General features: G+C 51.1%; 13 protein-coding genes. 10 read left to right on the plus strand and 3 right to left on the minus strand.

Going from position 1 to position 17,687, the window contains the following annotated elements:
• Positions 1-146: 146 nt before the first annotated feature.
• Positions 147-902, minus strand: coding sequence for a ZIP family zinc transporter (locus NDI52_RS09190; protein ID WP_190770483.1), 756 nt, complete (start codon positions 900-902; stop codon positions 147-149).
• Positions 903-1,328: 426 nt separating this feature from the next.
• On the opposite strand from NDI52_RS09190, the gene NDI52_RS09195 reads away from it, so the two are divergent.
• From NDI52_RS09195 to NDI52_RS09205, 3 genes are read left to right on the plus strand one after another with little or no spacing between them, the layout of a single operon-like run.
• The gene (locus tag NDI52_RS09195; protein ID WP_190770484.1) at positions 1,329-2,612 is read left to right on the plus strand and encodes a hydroxymethylglutaryl-CoA reductase; all 1,284 of its coding nucleotides are present in this window, start codon (positions 1,329-1,331) and stop codon (positions 2,610-2,612) included.
• Positions 2,613-2,651: 39 nt separating this feature from the next.
• On the plus strand, positions 2,652-3,572 hold the full coding sequence (locus tag NDI52_RS09200) for a UbiA family prenyltransferase (RefSeq protein WP_190770485.1): 921 nt from the start codon (positions 2,652-2,654) through the stop codon (positions 3,570-3,572).
• A gap of 39 nt (positions 3,573-3,611) precedes the next feature.
• Entirely contained in the window at positions 3,612-6,218 is a 2,607-nt protein-coding gene (locus NDI52_RS09205; protein WP_190770486.1) for a PEP/pyruvate-binding domain-containing protein, read from the plus strand.
• 616 nt (positions 6,219-6,834) lie between these two features.
• Here the strand turns inward: NDI52_RS09205 and NDI52_RS09210 are convergent.
• Complete coding sequence (locus tag NDI52_RS09210) at positions 6,835-7,158, minus strand: hypothetical protein (RefSeq protein ID WP_190770487.1); 324 nt, start codon at positions 7,156-7,158, stop codon at positions 6,835-6,837.
• 1,091 nt (positions 7,159-8,249) lie between these two features.
• Between NDI52_RS09210 and NDI52_RS09215 the strand changes: the two genes are divergently transcribed.
• The 6 genes from NDI52_RS09215 (at position 8,250) to NDI52_RS09240 (ending at position 15,445) form a co-directional block, all read left to right on the plus strand.
• Positions 8,250-9,185, plus strand: a complete 936-nt coding sequence (locus tag NDI52_RS09215; protein WP_190770488.1) for an ABC transporter permease subunit — start codon at positions 8,250-8,252, stop codon at positions 9,183-9,185.
• A gap of 2 nt (positions 9,186-9,187) precedes the next feature.
• Positions 9,188-9,988, plus strand: a complete 801-nt coding sequence (locus tag NDI52_RS09220) for an ABC transporter permease subunit (protein WP_190770489.1) — start codon at positions 9,188-9,190, stop codon at positions 9,986-9,988.
• 10 nt (positions 9,989-9,998) lie between these two features.
• Positions 9,999-11,069, plus strand: a complete 1,071-nt coding sequence (locus tag NDI52_RS09225) for an ABC transporter ATP-binding protein (RefSeq protein WP_190770490.1) — start codon at positions 9,999-10,001, stop codon at positions 11,067-11,069.
• A gap of 40 nt (positions 11,070-11,109) precedes the next feature.
• Positions 11,110-12,366, plus strand: a complete 1,257-nt coding sequence (locus NDI52_RS09230; protein WP_190770491.1) for an ABC transporter substrate-binding protein — start codon at positions 11,110-11,112, stop codon at positions 12,364-12,366.
• A 55-nt stretch (positions 12,367-12,421) separates the two neighbouring features.
• Positions 12,422-13,255, plus strand: coding sequence for a radical SAM protein (locus tag NDI52_RS09235; protein ID WP_190770492.1), 834 nt, complete (start codon positions 12,422-12,424; stop codon positions 13,253-13,255).
• A gap of 288 nt (positions 13,256-13,543) precedes the next feature.
• Positions 13,544-15,445: a GAF domain-containing protein gene (locus NDI52_RS09240; RefSeq protein WP_190770493.1), complete on the plus strand. Its 1,902-nt coding sequence runs from the start codon at positions 13,544-13,546 to the stop codon at positions 15,443-15,445.
• Between the two features lie 347 nt (positions 15,446-15,792).
• Here the strand turns inward: NDI52_RS09240 and NDI52_RS09245 are convergent, their stop codons facing one another.
• A complete protein-coding gene (locus NDI52_RS09245) occupies positions 15,793-16,389 on the minus strand; it encodes a class II aldolase/adducin family protein (protein WP_347280083.1) in 597 nt (198 codons plus the stop codon).
• Positions 16,390-16,669: 280 nt separating this feature from the next.
• Here NDI52_RS09245 and NDI52_RS09250 point away from each other — a divergent pair, with 280 nt between their 5' ends.
• Positions 16,670-17,392: a hypothetical protein gene (locus NDI52_RS09250; RefSeq protein WP_199308044.1), complete on the plus strand. Its 723-nt coding sequence runs from the start codon at positions 16,670-16,672 to the stop codon at positions 17,390-17,392.
• Positions 17,393-17,687: the final 295 nt, after the last annotated feature.

Below are 17,687 nucleotides of genomic sequence, written 5' to 3' on the forward strand. Positions count from 1 at the left end.
CTTCAAAGCTGAGAGTTCGTGCCCGAAGGGCACGAACTCTCAGCTTTGAAGCCCGAAAATAGCCCGCCGAAGGTGGGCTATTTTCGGGTTGGATTCCAAAATGAGAATTGCTGCCACATATTTGAGAAACCCAATTTAATCCCCGATCAGCCACCTAGCTTGCTCAAGGCAAATGCAGCCAGAAAACCGCATACGGTGATCAAACCTGTAAACTCATGAGCTTTTTCAAAGGCTTCGGGCATCATCGTATCGGCAATCATTGCCAGGATGCCACCAGCAGCGATCGCAATCGTGGCTGCAATAACTTCTGCTGAAAAATGGCTGAAGACAGCATCCCCCAACAATGCGGCAAGTCCTGACAGAATTGCAATACTGCCCCAAACACCGAAGACGTACTTCAGCGATCGCCCGGCCCGCTTCATCCCTGCTGCACTGGACAGCCCTTCGGGCACATTGGAGAGAAAAACTGCTGCTACCGTTACCCAACTGACCACGCCCCCCTCAATCATGCTGATGCCAATGGCAATCGATTCAGGAATACCGTCGAGAAGGGCGCCTACGGCGATCGCCAGACCACTTCCCTCTTGCTCATCCTCCTGGGCTTGGTGGCCGCCTGAACGCTTGCGGTGCTTTGCCCCGCGCTGCTCCAGGTAAAGGTTTACTGCGGTGTAAATTGCTGCCCCTAAGAGGAACCCGATCGCTGTGGAGTCAAAGCCACCCCGGCTAAAGGCTTCATCCATCAGCTCAAAGGCCAGAGCCGAGATTAATACCCCGGCACCGAAGGCCATAATAGCCGCAATCACTCGTTGGGAAATTCTAGTGTAATACCCTACGGCTGCACCCAGTAGTAGCGCTGATCCGGCCAAGAGCCCCCACAAACCTGCTTGTAACCAAAGTGGCATAACTGTCTTTCCTGCCCATTCACTGATGAGTTGCCTGAAATGGTGCGATCGCAACCCCACTTTGAGTGAATCGCCTTTGCTAGAAAAAACACACTGCCTCAAGCATTAATTCACTTAACCTCAGTTCGGGATAAGCTGAAGTGCCCATTTTGGCGTGCGCAAAGCACACGCCAAAATGAGCGTTTTCGAGTGCCGCGCAGCGCGCGGCACTCGAAAATGCCCTTAACCCGAACTCAGGTTCACTTAGGGCCTACAAATTTTGGTTTTGTTATGGGCAGATACTTTGTGAACTTGTGCAAAGCGCCTGCTGTCAAACCCTAGGTACAGTGTTCAGTTTGAGGAATTGGTACCTGACCCGACCGTATTTCAGTTTGAAGGGAATACCTTAGACATATCTCCTCTCAAACTTTTGTCCTACGCTCGGTTATGTCTACTCACTACCGTCAGGCTGCCCATTATTTAGATGAATTGCTGAAAGTTGGTAACTTTGAGCAACTCGAAGAACGTTTGCAACCCCGAGTTGCAGAAGTCACATCCCGAATACCCGGGGGGGCTCGCATGACTCCCGAGGCGATCGCTAAGCGTTGGCAGGTTTTGAATGCATCAGCGGAGGTGCAGGGGGCGATCGCTGACCCCATCACGATTGGCCACATGGACTGCTATCGCCGCCATATTGAAAATTTCATTGGCACCGTCAAAATCCCTGTTGGTATTGCAGGGCCTTTGCAGGTAAATGGGCTCTATGCGCAGGGGAGTTATTACATTCCTCTCGCTACAACGGAAGCAGCGTTGGTGGCTTCCTACAATCGAGGGGCGCAACTGATGACAGCAGCAGGCGGTTGCTCGTCGCTGTTACTGACAGAAGGGGTGACCCGTGCGCCAGGCTTTGCGTTTCGCAGCTTATCAGAAGCCGGGAAGTTTATGATGTGGGCGATCGCCCAACAACCTACCTTTAAGCAAATTGCTGAGTCCACTACCCGCCACGGCGAACTGGTCGATATACGTTTGACGGTGGAAGGCAACCACGTTTACCTGGAATTCCAGTTCACCACGGGTGATGCGGCCGGGCAAAATATGGTGACGATCGCCACGGAAGCCATCTGTCATTACATCCATGAAAATACTCCCATTCAACCCCAATACAGCTTTGTAGAGGCCAATTTATCTGGAGATAAGAAGGCCAGTGCCCAATCATTCCTATCGGTGCGGGGCAAAAAGGTAACGGCAGAGGTGTTGTTGCCTGGAGCCCTGGTGGAGAAGCACCTGCATACGACGCCTCGGGCGATGGAAAATTATTGGCGGATGTCAGCGATCGGTGGTACTCTTACAGGCACCATTGGGGTGCAGGGGCACTACGCCAACGGTCTGGCGGCGTTGTATCTGGCCTGTGGTCAAGATGTGGCCTGTGTGGCGGAGTCGGCAATTGGGGTGACTCGGTTTGAGGTAACGGCAGCCGACGACCTGTATGCCTGTGTAACCGTGCCTAATTTGATTGTGGGAACGGTTGGCGGTGGCACCAGTCTTCCCAGCCAACAGGCTTGTTTACAATTGATGGGCCTGGCAGGTAGTGGTCATGCCCGCGCCTTTGCAGAAGTGTGTGCAGGCTTGTTGCTGGCTGGGGAACTGTCCATTATTGGTGCGCTGGCTTCGGGAGAGTTTACCCGAGCCCACCAACGGTTAGCCCGTGGACGTGAGCCTGAACAGGAATAGGCATATAAAAAGTATTACATTGCAGGATTGACTGCTCCTATGGCTGAGTCGTCACGCTGGTGGATTTATTTACAAGAGCGATTTCCACCTTTCAAAAATGGATTATTAATTGCGGTGTTTGCAGCTTCAGCGGTTGGGTATACCGCGTTGCTTTTACCGAGCTCTAACACGTCTTTTTCTCTTACAAGCTCTATCCTGATTGCGTTTGTCGTTCTATTTCTATTCTTTTTTCAATTACGGGTTTGCGATGAGTTTAAAGATTATGCCGATGATCTACGGTATCGTCCTTATCGTGCAGTACCTCGGGGTTTGGTGAGTTTACAGGAATTGGGGGTGGCGGCGATCGCTGCAGCGGTCATCCAGTTTGGTTTCGCGATAACGTTGGGGCGATCGCTCGTATTTCTGCTGCTCCTGGTGTGGGGCTACATGCTGCTCATGCGGCAAGAGTTTTTTGTCCCGCACTGGTTGAAAGTACATCCGGTCATCTACATGCTGTCACACATGGTCATTATGCCCTTGATGGCGTTGTTCGCCAGTGCGTGCTATTGGGTGCCGGACAAAATTACACCGTCGTTAGCGTTGGGTGGTTTTTGGGCAGTCAGCTTTTTTAATGGATTGGTAATTGAGCTGGGCCGAAAAATCCGTGCGCCCCAGGATGAGGAAAAGGGAGTCGAGACTTATACGGCCTTGTGGGGAAGGTCTGCGGCGGTATTGGCATGGTTGGGGGCGATGGCAGGAATGGCGATCGCCACTCTAGGAGCTGCCTGGCCCATTCAAGAACTACCGTTGGTGGCATTGGCTTTGTTGTTCTTGTTAACGGCAGCGATGGTCGTGAGTTGGCGGTTTTTGAGTTACCCCGTGAAGGCCTGGGCAAAGGGATTTGAGCTGCTTGCAGGGGTGGGGACGTTAGTCGTGTATGCCGGTTTGGGAATCGTCCCCTGGGTGTTGAGCGTTCGATAATGCTCGTTTGCTGAACTCTATCTTTTAAGTTGAATGGGTATGAAAAATACTATCCCGGGTCTTGATTCTTCAGCATTGATACTTTCGTCTCATCAAGCTTCTGAGGCATTATCCCAATTGGGAGGAAAAGCCCGATCGCTCGCCCTTCTTTCCCAAGCAAACTTGCCTATTCCTGAATGGTTTGTTGTCACAACAGCAGCGTTTGAAGCGTGTTTAACAGAGGCACAAGTATGGGGGCAGGGCGATCGCTCTAAAGTACCGGCTCAGGTAAATTGGCCCGTAGCGATACGGGCAGAGTTGGTAGGAGCATTGGGGCACTTATGCCCCAATGGGGAATTAGTGGCGGTACGTTCATCTGCTCTAGATGAGGATGGATTGGCTCATTCCTTTGCTGGGCAATTGGAGAGTTTCCTAAACGTTGAGCTGGAGGATGTGCCGGAGAAAATTGTGGAGGTGTGGCGTTCGGGGTTTAGCGATCGCCTTCTAGCCTACCGACTGGAGCATGGTTTATCAGAGGTACCACAACCTCCCGCAGTGCTGGTACAGCGGATGGTACAGGCCGAGTGCGCCGGGGTAGCGTTTAGTGCAGATCCGGTGACGGGACGGCGAGGGGTGGCGCTGGTGTCGGCAGTGCGTGGTCTGGGGGATGCTCTGGTGTCCGGGGAGGCTGATGCGGAAACCTGGCAGGTGAGCCGTGATGGAGAAATTCTTTCCCATCAGGCATTAGTGGATGAGCGGGTGTTGACAGCAGAGCAAGCCCAGGCGATCGCAGCCCTTGCCCGTCATACGGCCCAGCATTTTGGCCGTCCTCAGGATGTTGAGTGGGCGATTGATGGCAGCGGTCAACTCTGGCTCCTGCAGTCACGCCCGATCACGACCCTGGCACAGATGGCAGATCCGGATGGCCCACTCCAAATTTGGGATAACAGCAATATTGCCGAGAGCTACGGCGGTATTACGACGCCACTGACATTTTCTTTTGCTCGTCGTGCCTATGAAGCGGTATACCGCGAATTTTGCCGACTGATGCGGGTGCCTGAGGGAGCGATCGCCCGTCATGACACCACGTTTCGTTGTATGTTGGGCCTGGTGCGGGGTCGCATCTATTACAACCTGTTGAATTGGTACCGAGTTTTGGCGCTGCTCCCTGGCTTCCGGGTGAATCGGCGGTTTATGGAGCAGATGATGGGGGTGCGGGAGGAACTTCCGGCAGATGTGTTGCGATCGCTCGAATCCAGCACTTTCCGCGACAAAGTACAGGACAGCATACGGCTCCTCAACACCTTGATGGGTCTGGTGAGCAATTATCGTACTCTACCCCGCCAGATTCAGCAGTTCTACCACCGCCTAAACGACGCCCTGGAGCTACCCCCCAACACCCTTGCCCAATGGCGTCTGGATGAATTAATTGCCTACTACCAGACCCTTGAACAAAAGCTCCTCACCCGCTGGGATGCACCTCTGGTGAATGACTTTTTCGCCATGATTTTCTACGGTGTGCTGCGAAAGCTAACGGTTGCCTGGTGTGGCGATACAGCAGGTACCCTACAGAATGACTTGGTGAGCGGCGAAGGCGGTATGATTAGCGCCGAGCCCGCCCAACGGGTGCGCCAAATGGCAGATCTGGCCGCCCTTCATCCCAACTTTGTCGAAACTCTGCTGTGTGGCTCCCAATTCCAAATTGAGCAAGCCATGACAACTCTACCCGGCTTCCAATCAGCCTATAAGGAATATCTGGAGAAATTTGGCGATCGCTGTCTGGAGGAACTCAAACTCGAAAGCCCTACCCTCCACGACGATCCCCTCATGCTTCTCCGTTCTATCGGCCACCTGGCCCGCCATACCTCTCACTCCTCTGCGCCCCTGCGCCCTCGTCCCCCTGTCTCCCTCCGCGAACAAGCTGAAATTCTCGTTCATCAACATCTGCGCTCCCGCCCCCTCCGACGACGCCTTTTTAATTGGGTGTTGCGAAATGCTCGGGATCGGGTGCGCGATCGCGAAAACCTTCGGTTCGAGCGCACCCGAGTGTTTGGTCGCGTTCGCCGTATCTTTGTAGAAATAGGTCAGCGTCTCTTCGCCCTGGATGTCCTTGATCACCCCCGCGACATCTTCTACCTCAACCTGGAGGAAATTCTCGGCTACAACGACGGTACTGCCACCTGCACCGACCTGAAGGGGATGGTCGCCCTCCGCAAAGCCGAGTTTGACCGTTATCATCAAATGCCATCAGCGGGCGATCGCTTTACGACCTACGGCCCCGTTCACCCGCTGCCCCTGACCCCGTTCACTCAGCCAACCAGCCAGCCAGCTACCTCCTCACTTACTTACCAGGGCCTCGGCTGTTGCCCCGGTATTGTTCGTGCTCCTGTTCAGGTCATCACCGATCCTAAAAATGCGGTGCTACAACCCGGCCGTATTCTGGTCGCCGAACGAACGGATCCGGGCTGGATTCTGCTGTTTCCTGGAGCAGCTGGGTTGCTGGTAGAGCGAGGTAGCCTATTGTCACACTCGGCTATTGTGTCTCGGGAAATGGGAATTCCGGCGATCGTATCGATTCCTGGTTTGATCCAATGGCTGAAGGATGGAGATTGGGTTGAGATGGATGGCAGCACAGGGCACATTAAACGGATTGATGAGCCTGCTTAATTCCCTTTAAGTGACAGGCATCATCCAACATCCAACCCAGATTTTTTCGTTGTAAAGGCTTCGCTTCTACAACGAAAAAATCTGGGTTTTAGAGTTTTTTCTAGTACTGCGCTTGAAGTGAGTTGAGCCGCGTACAAAAATTCCCATAGGGAAGTAGGGCTCAACCCAGAGCGATATCTGGAGCAACCCGCATTCTCTATGGGAAGAGGTGAACATCAGGCATTCTGCTAGGAACTACCGCATAGAAAATAATTATTCCGCACAAGATATAGAATTCTGTTCAGGAGCACTAAAGCCTCCTCCAGGCTTCGGGTTAAGGGCTTTTTCGAGTGCCGCGCGAAGCGCGGCACTCGAAAAAGCCCATTATTGCGTGCGCGTCGCGCACGCAATAATGGGCGGTTCGGCTTATCTCGAACTGACGTTAAAAAAGTCCTTGATACACGATTAAGTGATTGAATTTTGAGTATTTCAATTGCTAAGTTCGCTTTATCAAGCTCAGCTATTTTGCTGCGAAAAACCCAGGATCTTGCCCTTATCCCTCTAGGATAAGTCAGAATTCCTGGGTTCCTAAGTCCGCTTTAAGTGTGTGTTAATCAGCGGATGGGTGCTTGAAAAACTATCGCTGATCGGTATCTGAAACCAGTTTTTCAGCGTGCAGAAGAGATTCTAAATCCTTCTTAGACCACGACTGCATTGGGTAAGCAACGGCTGTAATTTCTGATAGCTTGATGAGCCAAACAGTCCGTGCATAGGGGCTTTCATCTCGTGCATCAGCTTCGCTGACATGTAGATAAACCACTTCAACGAACTCTTCATCGAGATGAATGGGAATTCCTACGAATCCTGTTTCCCGTGTACGAATGCGAATTTCATTACCATTTTGCAGAGATTCGGATAGCCGTTGGTACAACAGATTTGGAATTGATTTCAGTCCCATCATGTGCGTTCCTGTAGAGAAGGGTTTAAATTCTGACGAAAGGCCGGTTCTATTCAGTTGTATATACGACAGGCCCCTTTTCAGAAAGAGTTCCCATAACCCACTCTTTCCCATCAGAAATCCTCGAAGTTGTCTAGAAGGCGTTAGGCAGTCCGGATTTTTTGATGCAAAGGGTATCGAGAGCCTGGAAACGGATGAGCTTGCTTAAGTAGAAGCGGTTAACGGGGTAGACCTTGTATTCTACATGTCATCCCCCCCATGATAGAAGAATTACCGATCAGGTTCATAGGGTGGTATAAATTTTATTCAAGTATTTTTATAACCTTTCCGGTTGGATAAGGTCTGAAAGATAGGAGGACTTTGTCTAACGCCCCTATTTTAGGCCAGCAATTCTCGGTATGGGCATCAAAGCCAAGAGTTCACACCCGTAGGGCGTGAACTCTTGGCTTTGATGCTCGAAAACCGCGCGCCTTTGGCGTGCGGTTTTCGGGCCTAATTTCAAAATGAGAATTGCTGATTTTAGGCTTCACTCACTAGGAAAATACCAGATGATTGTATTCAGTCTGGGTTGGCAAAAGGGGTGTTTAGTGCTTAACTTCACGCGTTACCGCAATAGGATCGAACACAGCAATAACTCATGGGTCAGACTATTAGTTAAACCCTTATCTTGCACCTTTGCAAAACCAAAACTCAGAACCCCTATTTTTTCGTCGTACAGTCACGAAAAATAGAGGTTTTGAGTTCTGATGCAAGGTTTGAGTAAAACGATTGATTTTGTGTGAGTGGGCGTAAAAACAGGAACTTTAGACACGTAGCCTGAGCTGAGCTGAACAATTGTTTTTGCAGCGGTTGATATTTTAAAAGCCTACTGCTCAGCTACAACATCTTCTAATCTGATGAGGTACGAGGAATATAGCCCACTAGCCCATATTCCTCGTACCTCATCAGGCCGGAAAGGGTGATATGCAGCACTGTGTGAGTTGATTAAGTACAGAAGGGAGTGTGTGGTGCCACGTGCCATACACTCCCTTCTGTACTTAATCAACTTGGATACCGCTATAAGTGCTATCGTAAATCGGCAGTTTCCTGGAGGGATGGCCGTACCTGCAATGATCCCGATATTTCGTCAGCCACAGGAGAATCATTGGCTGAGTGCGCTATTGCAGCGATCGCAGCCCTATCTACTCCTCCTTCCGGCTCTAAGCATCATAGGCGTTCTGTTTGGGGGTGGCCTCATCCTGGCTCTGCTTCAGAGCTTGGGGTTCTTTACCCTACTAGGGCCGGGAGAATTGAGCCTGGACGCTTATCAGGCCGCTTTCTCTAACTCCGAATTTTGGCAATCGCTCCTGCAAAGCTTTTACATTGCGATCGTGGCGACTGCACTTTCCACCTTGCTCAGCATTGCCCTGGCGCTACTGTTGCGCTCTGCCGGGCGGTGGGCAACCCTGGCCTGCCAAATTACGCTACCGATCCCCCATTTGGTTGGAGTCGTTGGAATTTTGCTGCTGCTAGCCCCTAGTGGTTTACTGGCCCGTATTTTTCTCGGGCTGGGGTGGATTCAGTCAGATCAAGACTTTCCGCTGCTGGTCAACGATGGAGCCAGTATGGGCGTCCTCATTCATTTTCTCTGGAAGGAAATTCCCTTCATTACGCTAATACTGCTGGCGGTGCTACGCGGACTTAACCCAGCCTATGAACAGCAAGCTCGGGCTTTGGGTGCAACTCCCTGGCAATGCTTCTGGAACATCACATTGCCGCTGATGAAACCGGGGATTTTGTCGGCCAGCCTCATCGTCTTTGGCTTCATATTTTCCTCGTTTGAAGTGCCCTTTTTGCTGGGAGCCATCCAGTCGCGCACCCTGCCTGTATATGTCTATCGGGCCTTCACCGATACCGATTTAGCGCGGCGGCCTGAGGCGATCGCCCTTGGCCTCACCCTCTCGGCTATCTCCATTGCTGTGATTGCCCTATACCTGTGGGTTACAACCGCATCGCGTGCCGCCATTGCCCCTAAACTCCCCAACCGTTGAGTATGCCTCTATCCGTTCGTCAGCCTTTACTGCTGCTTGTGATTCTGGCTCTGCTGCTGCCCTTTTTGCCCCTGCTGTTCTGGTCGGTGGCGAAGGGCTGGTTCTTTCCGCAGATTGTGCCTCAGCAATGGACACTGGAGCACTGGCAGCAGATTTTCGCCACCAGTTCCCGTGTTGGTCAGGGGATTGTGCAAAGCTTGGCGATCGCCCTCATCACGACTCTCCTGGCTCTGCTGGTGGGCCTCCCTGCAGGTCGCGCTATGGGCCTTATGGAGTTTCCCGGTAAACCTATTCTGAAATTGTTTTTATTGACCCCCATTATCGTCTCTCCCCTGGCTACGCTGATGGGCATTCAGTTCGTGTTGATTCGTTTAGGGCTGAGCGGAACTTTGCTGGGGGTTGTGCTGGTGCATCTGATGCCCACAATTCCCTATATGACCCTGGTGCTGTCCAGTGTCTTTGCCAATTTTGATGTGGGCTATGAAATTCAGGCGCGATCGCTCGGCGCTTCCCCCTTCAAGGTCTTCTCCCAGGTCACCCTCCCGCTGATTGCGCCGGGCATCGCGGTAGGGGCGCTATTCGCCTTTCTGATTTCCTGGAATGAATTTCTAATGACTTTTTTTGTGGGAGCAGGGAAAGTTTTTACCCTCCCAATGGTACTGTTCACCTTGCTACAAGGGGGCAACAATGGGTTGATCGCGGCCGTAGCTATTACGTCCGTGATTCCAGGTTTTATATTTCTAGTTGTAGCGAGTAAAACGTTGCAGAACGATGCGACTTTGGGTGGTTTAGGAAGCGTTTGAAACGAGAAGAATGAGTCATCTAGTTCTGCAAAATCTGACGAAGTACTTTCATACGATTGCTGCCGTGCGCGATCTCTGGTTAGAGGTTCGCTCGGGGGAAGTTCTGTCGTTATTGGGGCCATCGGGGTGTGGCAAATCCACCACCTTGCAAATGGTGGCGGGGGTGTTGCGGCCAGACTCTGGCGTCATTCAGTTGGATGGCAAGACGCTCAATGCCATTCCCCCGGAAAAGCGTGACGTGGCGCTGGTGCTGCAACGGGGCCTGCTGTTTCCTCACCTGACCGTTGGGGAAAACGTGGCGTTTGGTTTGAAAATGCGGGGGATAGGCCGAGCTGAGCGCGATGCACAGGCGGCGGAGATGTTGCGACAGGTGCAGTTGGAGGGATTTGGCGATCGCAAATCCTCCGAGCTTTCTGGTGGGCAGGCTCAGCGGGTTGCCCTAGCTCGTTCCCTGGTCATCGCCCCTAAACTCCTGTTGTTGGACGAACCCCTGTCAGCCCTGGATGCAAACCTGCGCGAGGAAATGCAGGATCTAATCCTGCGCTTGCAGGCTCAAACTGGGGTGACTATGCTGGTCGTAACACATGATCAGGCGGAAGCGGTGGTACTTTCGGATCGCATTGCCCTGATGTTTGAGGGCCGTTTGCGCCAGGTGGCTACCCCAGAGCAACTCTATCGCCAACCCTGCGATGAGAGTACAGCTCGGTTTATGGGGGGGGTTAACTTCTTCCCGGCCCAGGCCTACGGCCATCGATGGCAACTGGCCACTGGGGAAACCCTCAGTAGCGCCACGGCCCAGGAAGGGACCGTTCACGTCACGATCCGACCCGAACAGGTGCGTGTGTTGAACCACCCGTCCTCCGGAACCAATACCTTCGCTGCAAAAATTATGGGCCAACGGTTTACTGGGACGCAGCGGCGGCTTACGCTGTCTCTGGCGTCGGAACTCGTAATACAGGCTTGGGTGAACCCGGTGCACGAGTGGGCGATCGCTCAGCAAGTCTGGGTTCACCTTCCTCCCGAAGCCCTCTGGAGTTTCCCGACAGCAGAGCCTGCCGGTACGCCCTTACATGTGTCCTGACCTACCCGTTTTTGACGAATACCCTTCGATTTTCTTTCGTATGACTCTCTATCTACCTCGTCGTCGTTTTTTAACCCTTTCCGCGGGTGCCTGTCTCGCCACGCTGGTTACGAACTGTGCTTCCAATGGCTCGTCTCAATCTCAGGAGTCAGCCTTCGACCCTAAGACGGCTACCTGGGACGAGATTGTCGCCGCTGCCAGGGGAACTACGGTCAACTGGGCCATGTGGGGAGGCAGTGACAACATCAACAAGTTTGCCGATGATTGGGTCGGGTCGAAATTGCAGAGTGAGTACAGTGTCACCCTGAACCGGGTTCCTCTGAATGACACGGTGGAGGCGGTGAACAAGGTTGTCAGCGAGGTGCAGGCGGGCCTCAAATCAGGTGGCAGTATTGACCTGATCTGGATCAATGGCGAAAACTTTCGCACGATGAAGCAGGGCAACTTGCTCTACGGTCCCTTCACGGATAAACTGCCTGCGATGCAGCATTATGACCTGAGCAATCCTGCTGTTCTGTCTGATTTTGGTCTACCTATCGACGGTTACGAAGCGCCCTACACGGGGTCTTATTATGTAATGGCTGTGAATGGCGATCGCGTCCCCCAGCCCCCGCAAAACTTTCAGGAATTGTTAGCCTGGGCTCAGGCCAATCCCGGCCGTTTTGCCTATGTTGCTCCACCCGCTTTTGATGGCAGCCGCTTCCTTCTAACGGCGCTTTATGGCACCACGGGCGGCTATGACCAGTATGCCGGGGCCGAATTTCAGGAAACCCTCTGGAATGAAAAATCACCCCAGCTCGTGGAATATCTGAAACAACTGGAACCCCACCTCTGGCGTAAAGGTGAAACCTACCCACCTACAGCGAATCGCTTAACTGAATTATTTGCCAACGGTGAAATCTGGATGATGCCTATCTTTGTCTCTAGCGTGGCAGAAGGGCTGGCCACGGGGCAACTCCCTCCAAGTACTCGCGCCTTCACGATGCCCGGCATTTCCCTCAATGACCCTTCGTTTACGGCCATTCCAGTTAATGCAAACAATCCGGCCGGAGCCATGATTCTTGCCAATATTCTCGCTAGCCCAGAGGGACAACTGCAAAAATTTAAGCCCGATGTCTGGGGTGACCCGCCATTACTAGATGTCAGCAAAATCTCTCCAGAATTGCAGAAGCAATTTACGGCTACGGAAACCAGTTATGGTATGCCGCTCAAAACCCTAACACAAGACACAGTTCCGGTTGTCAATGCTGAATACACAACCCGTTTGGAACAGATTTGGGAGCAAGAGATCGCCTGACATCTTTCGGCATAAATGGATACCAGTTCCCCCTACTCTAAAGCCCCATTGATCTATGATTTTTAAGGAACGTCCTCCTCGTGATAAAGGCGAAATCCATGAAAACCGCCTGGTGGAGTTACACCTCTATCCTGGCAATCAGTGCAACCGTGACTGTTCATTTTGCACGGTGTTCGGCAGCCCCAAAGGATGGTTAGTGGAATACACCACAGAACACCTGGATGCTGCCTTGCGTACTGTGATGACGAATGCGTTGGGTGCCATCAAGTTTTATGGTGGTGAACCCACGCTGAATCATGAAAATGTCTTATGGGCGATCGCCTATCTCCGTCAGCATGGATACTCTGGAGTGGTCGTGATCTATTCCAATGGTATTCAAGCAGAACGCTTATTACAAATTCTTGAATCCGATCCGCTGCACAAAACTACAGCCTCTCTCAACTATTCCATTACCACGGGAGATGGGGCTCCTCAAATGCCCCGCAAGTCTCTGGAGTTGTTGGAGCAGTATGAGCGGGAACATGAGGGGGCGATCGCGATTGGTCACCCTGATGTGGTTGATTCGGGGCGGGGTGTTGATCCGTTTACAGGAGAGGCCGAGCGAGCGAAAGAAAGCGCTCGCTGTCCCCATTGCTATCCTGTGCTGACCACCGAAGGTAAGTTTCATGCCTGTCCTTTTGCGATCGAAAACCCATCTCCTCACTTTCAACTCGGTACAGTAGAGAGTGATGCGGAAACGATCGCCCACAACTTTCGCGCTTTCTTTGACTGGCTTGACACAGTTCACCAACCCTACGCCGAAGGTCATAACCTCCCGGCTTGCACGGTCTGCTGGAAGCATTTAGCCGAACTGCCTCTGCCCGAGTTCCAGAAGGATCCTGTTGCCTGAGTGGCTTAAAATTGCTCTAAAGCTTGTGCATAACGCAGTGACGAATCGTTAGGCCAGGTTGCAGTGCGTAATGCTATATGGATGTTATAACAAGTAAAGTTAAATGCTTAAGATAAAAAGTGGCGCGGCGCTTTGCACCGCGCCACTTTTTATCTTAATTTAACCCGACATGATATTAGTGAGGAGATGTAAATAAGCCTAACGCTAAGTAAAGATACGCAGCACAAAAAGACGGGCACCTTAAACTAGGATCACAACCCTCTTTGCGATCCGAGTAAGGTCAATTTTATGCAGTTCTCCGCATTGGGCCTGAATCAGGATGATGACCAAAACCAAGAGGAACTTCGAGCTGAGCTTGCGAAACTGCGCCGCCAGGTTAGCCGTCTTAAAAGCTTAAAGACTGCCCACCCGCCGACAAAAGAACAGTGGGAGCGATCGCTTCTCGACATTCAGAATCAAGTTCTAGAGCTAATTGCTACTGCAGCCCCCCTGCCCCAAATCCTATCCCTTCTAGCTCAGGAGGTTGAAGAACTCTCCGACCTGGGCCTATGTTCGATTTTGTTATTAGCCCCTGATGGGCAAATCCTGTTTTTAGGTGCTGCTCCGAGCTTTCCCGAGCACTACCAGCAGGTATTGCGGAATGGTATTCCTGTCGGTGAAGGGGAAGGCTCGTGTGGGTCAGCGGTTTTTCGTCGTCAGTCTGTGATTACGCTTGATGTGCAGACAGATGCGGCCTGGAATCAATACCGTGAATTGGCCCTACAGTATGGCTACCGCTCCTACTGGTCAAACCCCATTTTTTCTAGCCATGGTGATGTATTGGGTTCTTTGGGCATAGCCTGTGCTAAAACCTGTCGTCCCACCTCCCAAGATCTTCGGCTGATTCAACTGTCTACCCACTTGGCTGGAATTGCTATCGAGCGGCAGCAGTCTGATAGAGCCCTGAAAGCGAGTGAGGAGAAGCTGCGCTTACTTAATGCCGACTTGGAAAATCAGGTACGTCAGCGAACGGCAGCTTTGGAGCGATCGCTCATCCATGAAGCCTTGCTCAAGCGCATCACAGATCGAGTTCGCGATAGCCTCGACGAAAATCACATTTTGCAATCAGCTGTTCTGGAACTGGGTACGGTTCTGGCTACATTAGCCTGTGAAGCTGGAATCTATAGCCCTGATCAAGCAAGCCGAACTGTTTGTTACGAGTACTCAATTCTGCCATCCCGCTTAGGACGGGTGGAAGAGGTTCTGGCGTTTCCTGAAGGAAGTGTTTGCATGGTGGAACGGACGCCCAGCGGGGGAGCCGTATTCGCCTGTCCAATTCGCGACCAGCAGGATGTATTGGGTGACTTATGGTTGTTTAAGCCGGTAAGTTCTGGCTTTGATGAGTTAGAAATTCGACTGATTCAGCAGGTGGCTAGCCAGTGTGCGATCGCCCTTCGCCAGGCCCGTCTCTACCAGGCGATCCAGGCCCAGGTCGCGACTCTAGCCGAACTGAATTACCTCAAAGACGACTTCCTTAACACCGTCTCCCACGAACTTCGCACCCCCATCTCCAATATGAAGATGGCTATCCATCTGCTCAAGGTAGCCCCAACACCGGCACGGCAGCAACAATACCTCGAAATTCTACAAAACGAATGTGAGCGGGAAGCCAACCTGATCAATGACCTACTTGATCTGCAACGGTTGGATGCAACGACCGATAACTTACCCCTGGACGATGAAGTAGATCTGATAGCCTGGCTATCTGTCATTACCGAAGCTTTTGAAGGTCGAATTCAATCGCGCCAGCAATGCTTTAGCTTATACCTGCCTGAAAGCCTACCAACCTTACGAACTCACCAAAACAGCCTGGAACGTATTCTGACTGAACTGTTAAATAATGCCTGTAAATATACTCCCGCTTTCGGTCAGATTGAACTCTATGTGTTTCCTTTAATTGAACATCCTGCCAGGATCGGAATTACTATCCGTAATCAAGCCAGCATTCCCACAGATGATTTATCGCGTATTTTTGAAAAGTTTTATCGCATTCCTCAAAGCGACCACTGGAAGCAGGGCGGTACGGGATTGGGCCTCTCCCTTGTGCAGAAATTGGTATATCGCTTACGAGGTAGCATTCAAGTAAGCAGTGATCAGGGCTGGACAGAGTTTCAAATTCAATTAACATTTGGAACAAACCTCGAAAGTTAATTCGTGTACATAATACATACCAATCGACTTTCCAGATTTGGTCAATGAGTCGTGTTCTAGAACGGGCTTTAAACAGGCCCTATTTTATAGCGCTGTGCGGGTTGATTAAGTACGGTGGTGTGGGGCACTTCGTGCCCCACACCACCGTTGCTGTACTCAACGCACTTGCACATTGCTATAGGGGTTGTTTTTTCATGCGCTTCGTGTGAAAAAACAATCCTTCCAGCAAGCTTTACAGCGCTTTTCAAGCGCTTAAAATCTGGTTGTTTTTGTGAGAGCCGTGCAGAGCGCGACTCTCACAAAAACAACCGTGGCTGATTCAAGCGCAAAGCGCTGTAAAATGCGCTTTAGTTTGGAAGAAGACGGTGAAGGCGATCGCCCACTTCCGCCAAGGTTTCCCCAAAGGCGATAATGCCATCCTCATGCCCAGCCATGATCAGGATTTTCTGTTGAGGCAAATCACTGGCTTCCATAAGTCGCCACATTTCATGCGCCATCTCCGGTGTACCGTAGGGAACGGTCGCGTCTGTAGTGGGTAAAACATACTGGTAAGTACGCCAGAGCGCTGAATGATGGATGTGAATAATAGCCTGAATTTCAGGGGAATACTCGTACAGTGCGGCGTGGGTTAGAGACTCCGACGAGGCTTTCACGGGGCCAATGCAGTGGAGAGAATTTTGCTCAATATCCCAGTTATCAACAACGGTGTAATGACTGGAGGAGGTGTGGGCTAAATGTCCTGTTTGAGTACCCGATATGACAAAAGACGTTTCAGTTTGCTTCTGGCTAATGTTGCCGTAACCAATGCCATTGGGATATGTGCCAATGAAATCGAGAGTGAACATGCGATCGCGCCACTCAATCAGGGTTGCCAGTTCCTCGGCTCCCATTGGTGGCCCCTGTTCCCAGTTACAAACAAACTTAATAACCCCCTCATCCAGCACAGTTGTTGTCCTTCATTCGCAAAAAGTTCGCAGAGTTTGGTAGATGAAAACCACAAAATTAACCTAATTTAAGCAGGTATTAGCAGTTGTCTCCAAAATTGATTAGTCCGGCTCTAATTTCAGAGACTAATTTACCCGATGCCTACATCATGCTGTGCTGTTCGCTTTGCTAGTTGCACAGCATTCTGCGCCTCACGTTCAGTTATGCCTGCCTATCTAATAACTCATCCCCATTGATAGAGGTTAAGCATTTCTCTTATTTGGAAGCTTAGGAATGAAGATGAGTTTCTCCAAGACTATGGGTAGACGGGCTGTACTTTGGGTGATTTGGATTGGGTTTGTTGCTTACACATTATGGTTGGCCCCGTTAGATCGGCCTTACACATGGTATGTGGCACGTAAACTCCTAACCTTGCAATGGGGTGACCTCAATGCATATTTGCCTGCCATCTTCAGTTTGATGGGAGTGTGGCCCATGATTTATGCCTGTCTCATGTTTGCCGATGGGCGAATGCAGGGGTTTCGGAGCTGGCCATACTTTTTAGGATCCAACTTCACCGGGGTGATCTGTTTATTGCCGTACTTGTTGTTTCGGAAGCGAAATCAAGAGTTTCAGGGTGAAAAAGATCAATGGTTGAGACTCTTAGAACGAAAGTCTACCGCGATCGCCTTATTAATTTCAACGATTCTGATCATTGCCTATGCGCTCATTTTGGGTGATTGGAATGATTACGTAGAACAGTTTCAAACTCGTAATTTTGTTCATCTAATCTCCTTAGACTTCTGCCTGATGTGTTTGGTTTTTCCCATCACGTCATTGCTGGATGATGATATGGCACGACGGGGGATTAGAAGTTCAGTAGCTTTTTGGGCGATCGCCCTGGTTCCCCTATTTGGGCCGCTTGTGTACCTATGCTTGCGTCCAAAGTTACTCGACAATTCGGTGCAGGGTCATCCTGCTCAAACAGCATCCAACTTTGTTCCTTATCCTGTGCCAAACTAAACCCTCAATCTTGTATTTGGGATACTCTTCTAAGCATTGGGTCGATTTTTCACGCCTAGTACAGTACGGCTTAAGTTTGCCCATGTTTTAAGGTGGAGGTGCGAAGCACTCTCACCTTAAAACATGGATTGATTGCTGCTGCTTAGTCCTGGTTGCCTCTTTTATAGACAGGATTTACGCATTCTTGTTGTGTATAGTGTACTTCGCACGCTACACATAACAAGAATGCGTAAGTCCTATAGAGTTTGATTTGCCGATCATAGAAAAAACTCTATGTGAAATTCACGGCGAATTC

Origin of the sequence: Leptolyngbya sp. PL-A3, from assembly GCF_039962325.1 — a bacterium.
GTDB lineage: Bacteria > Cyanobacteriota > Cyanobacteriia > Elainellales > Elainellaceae > Vacuolonema.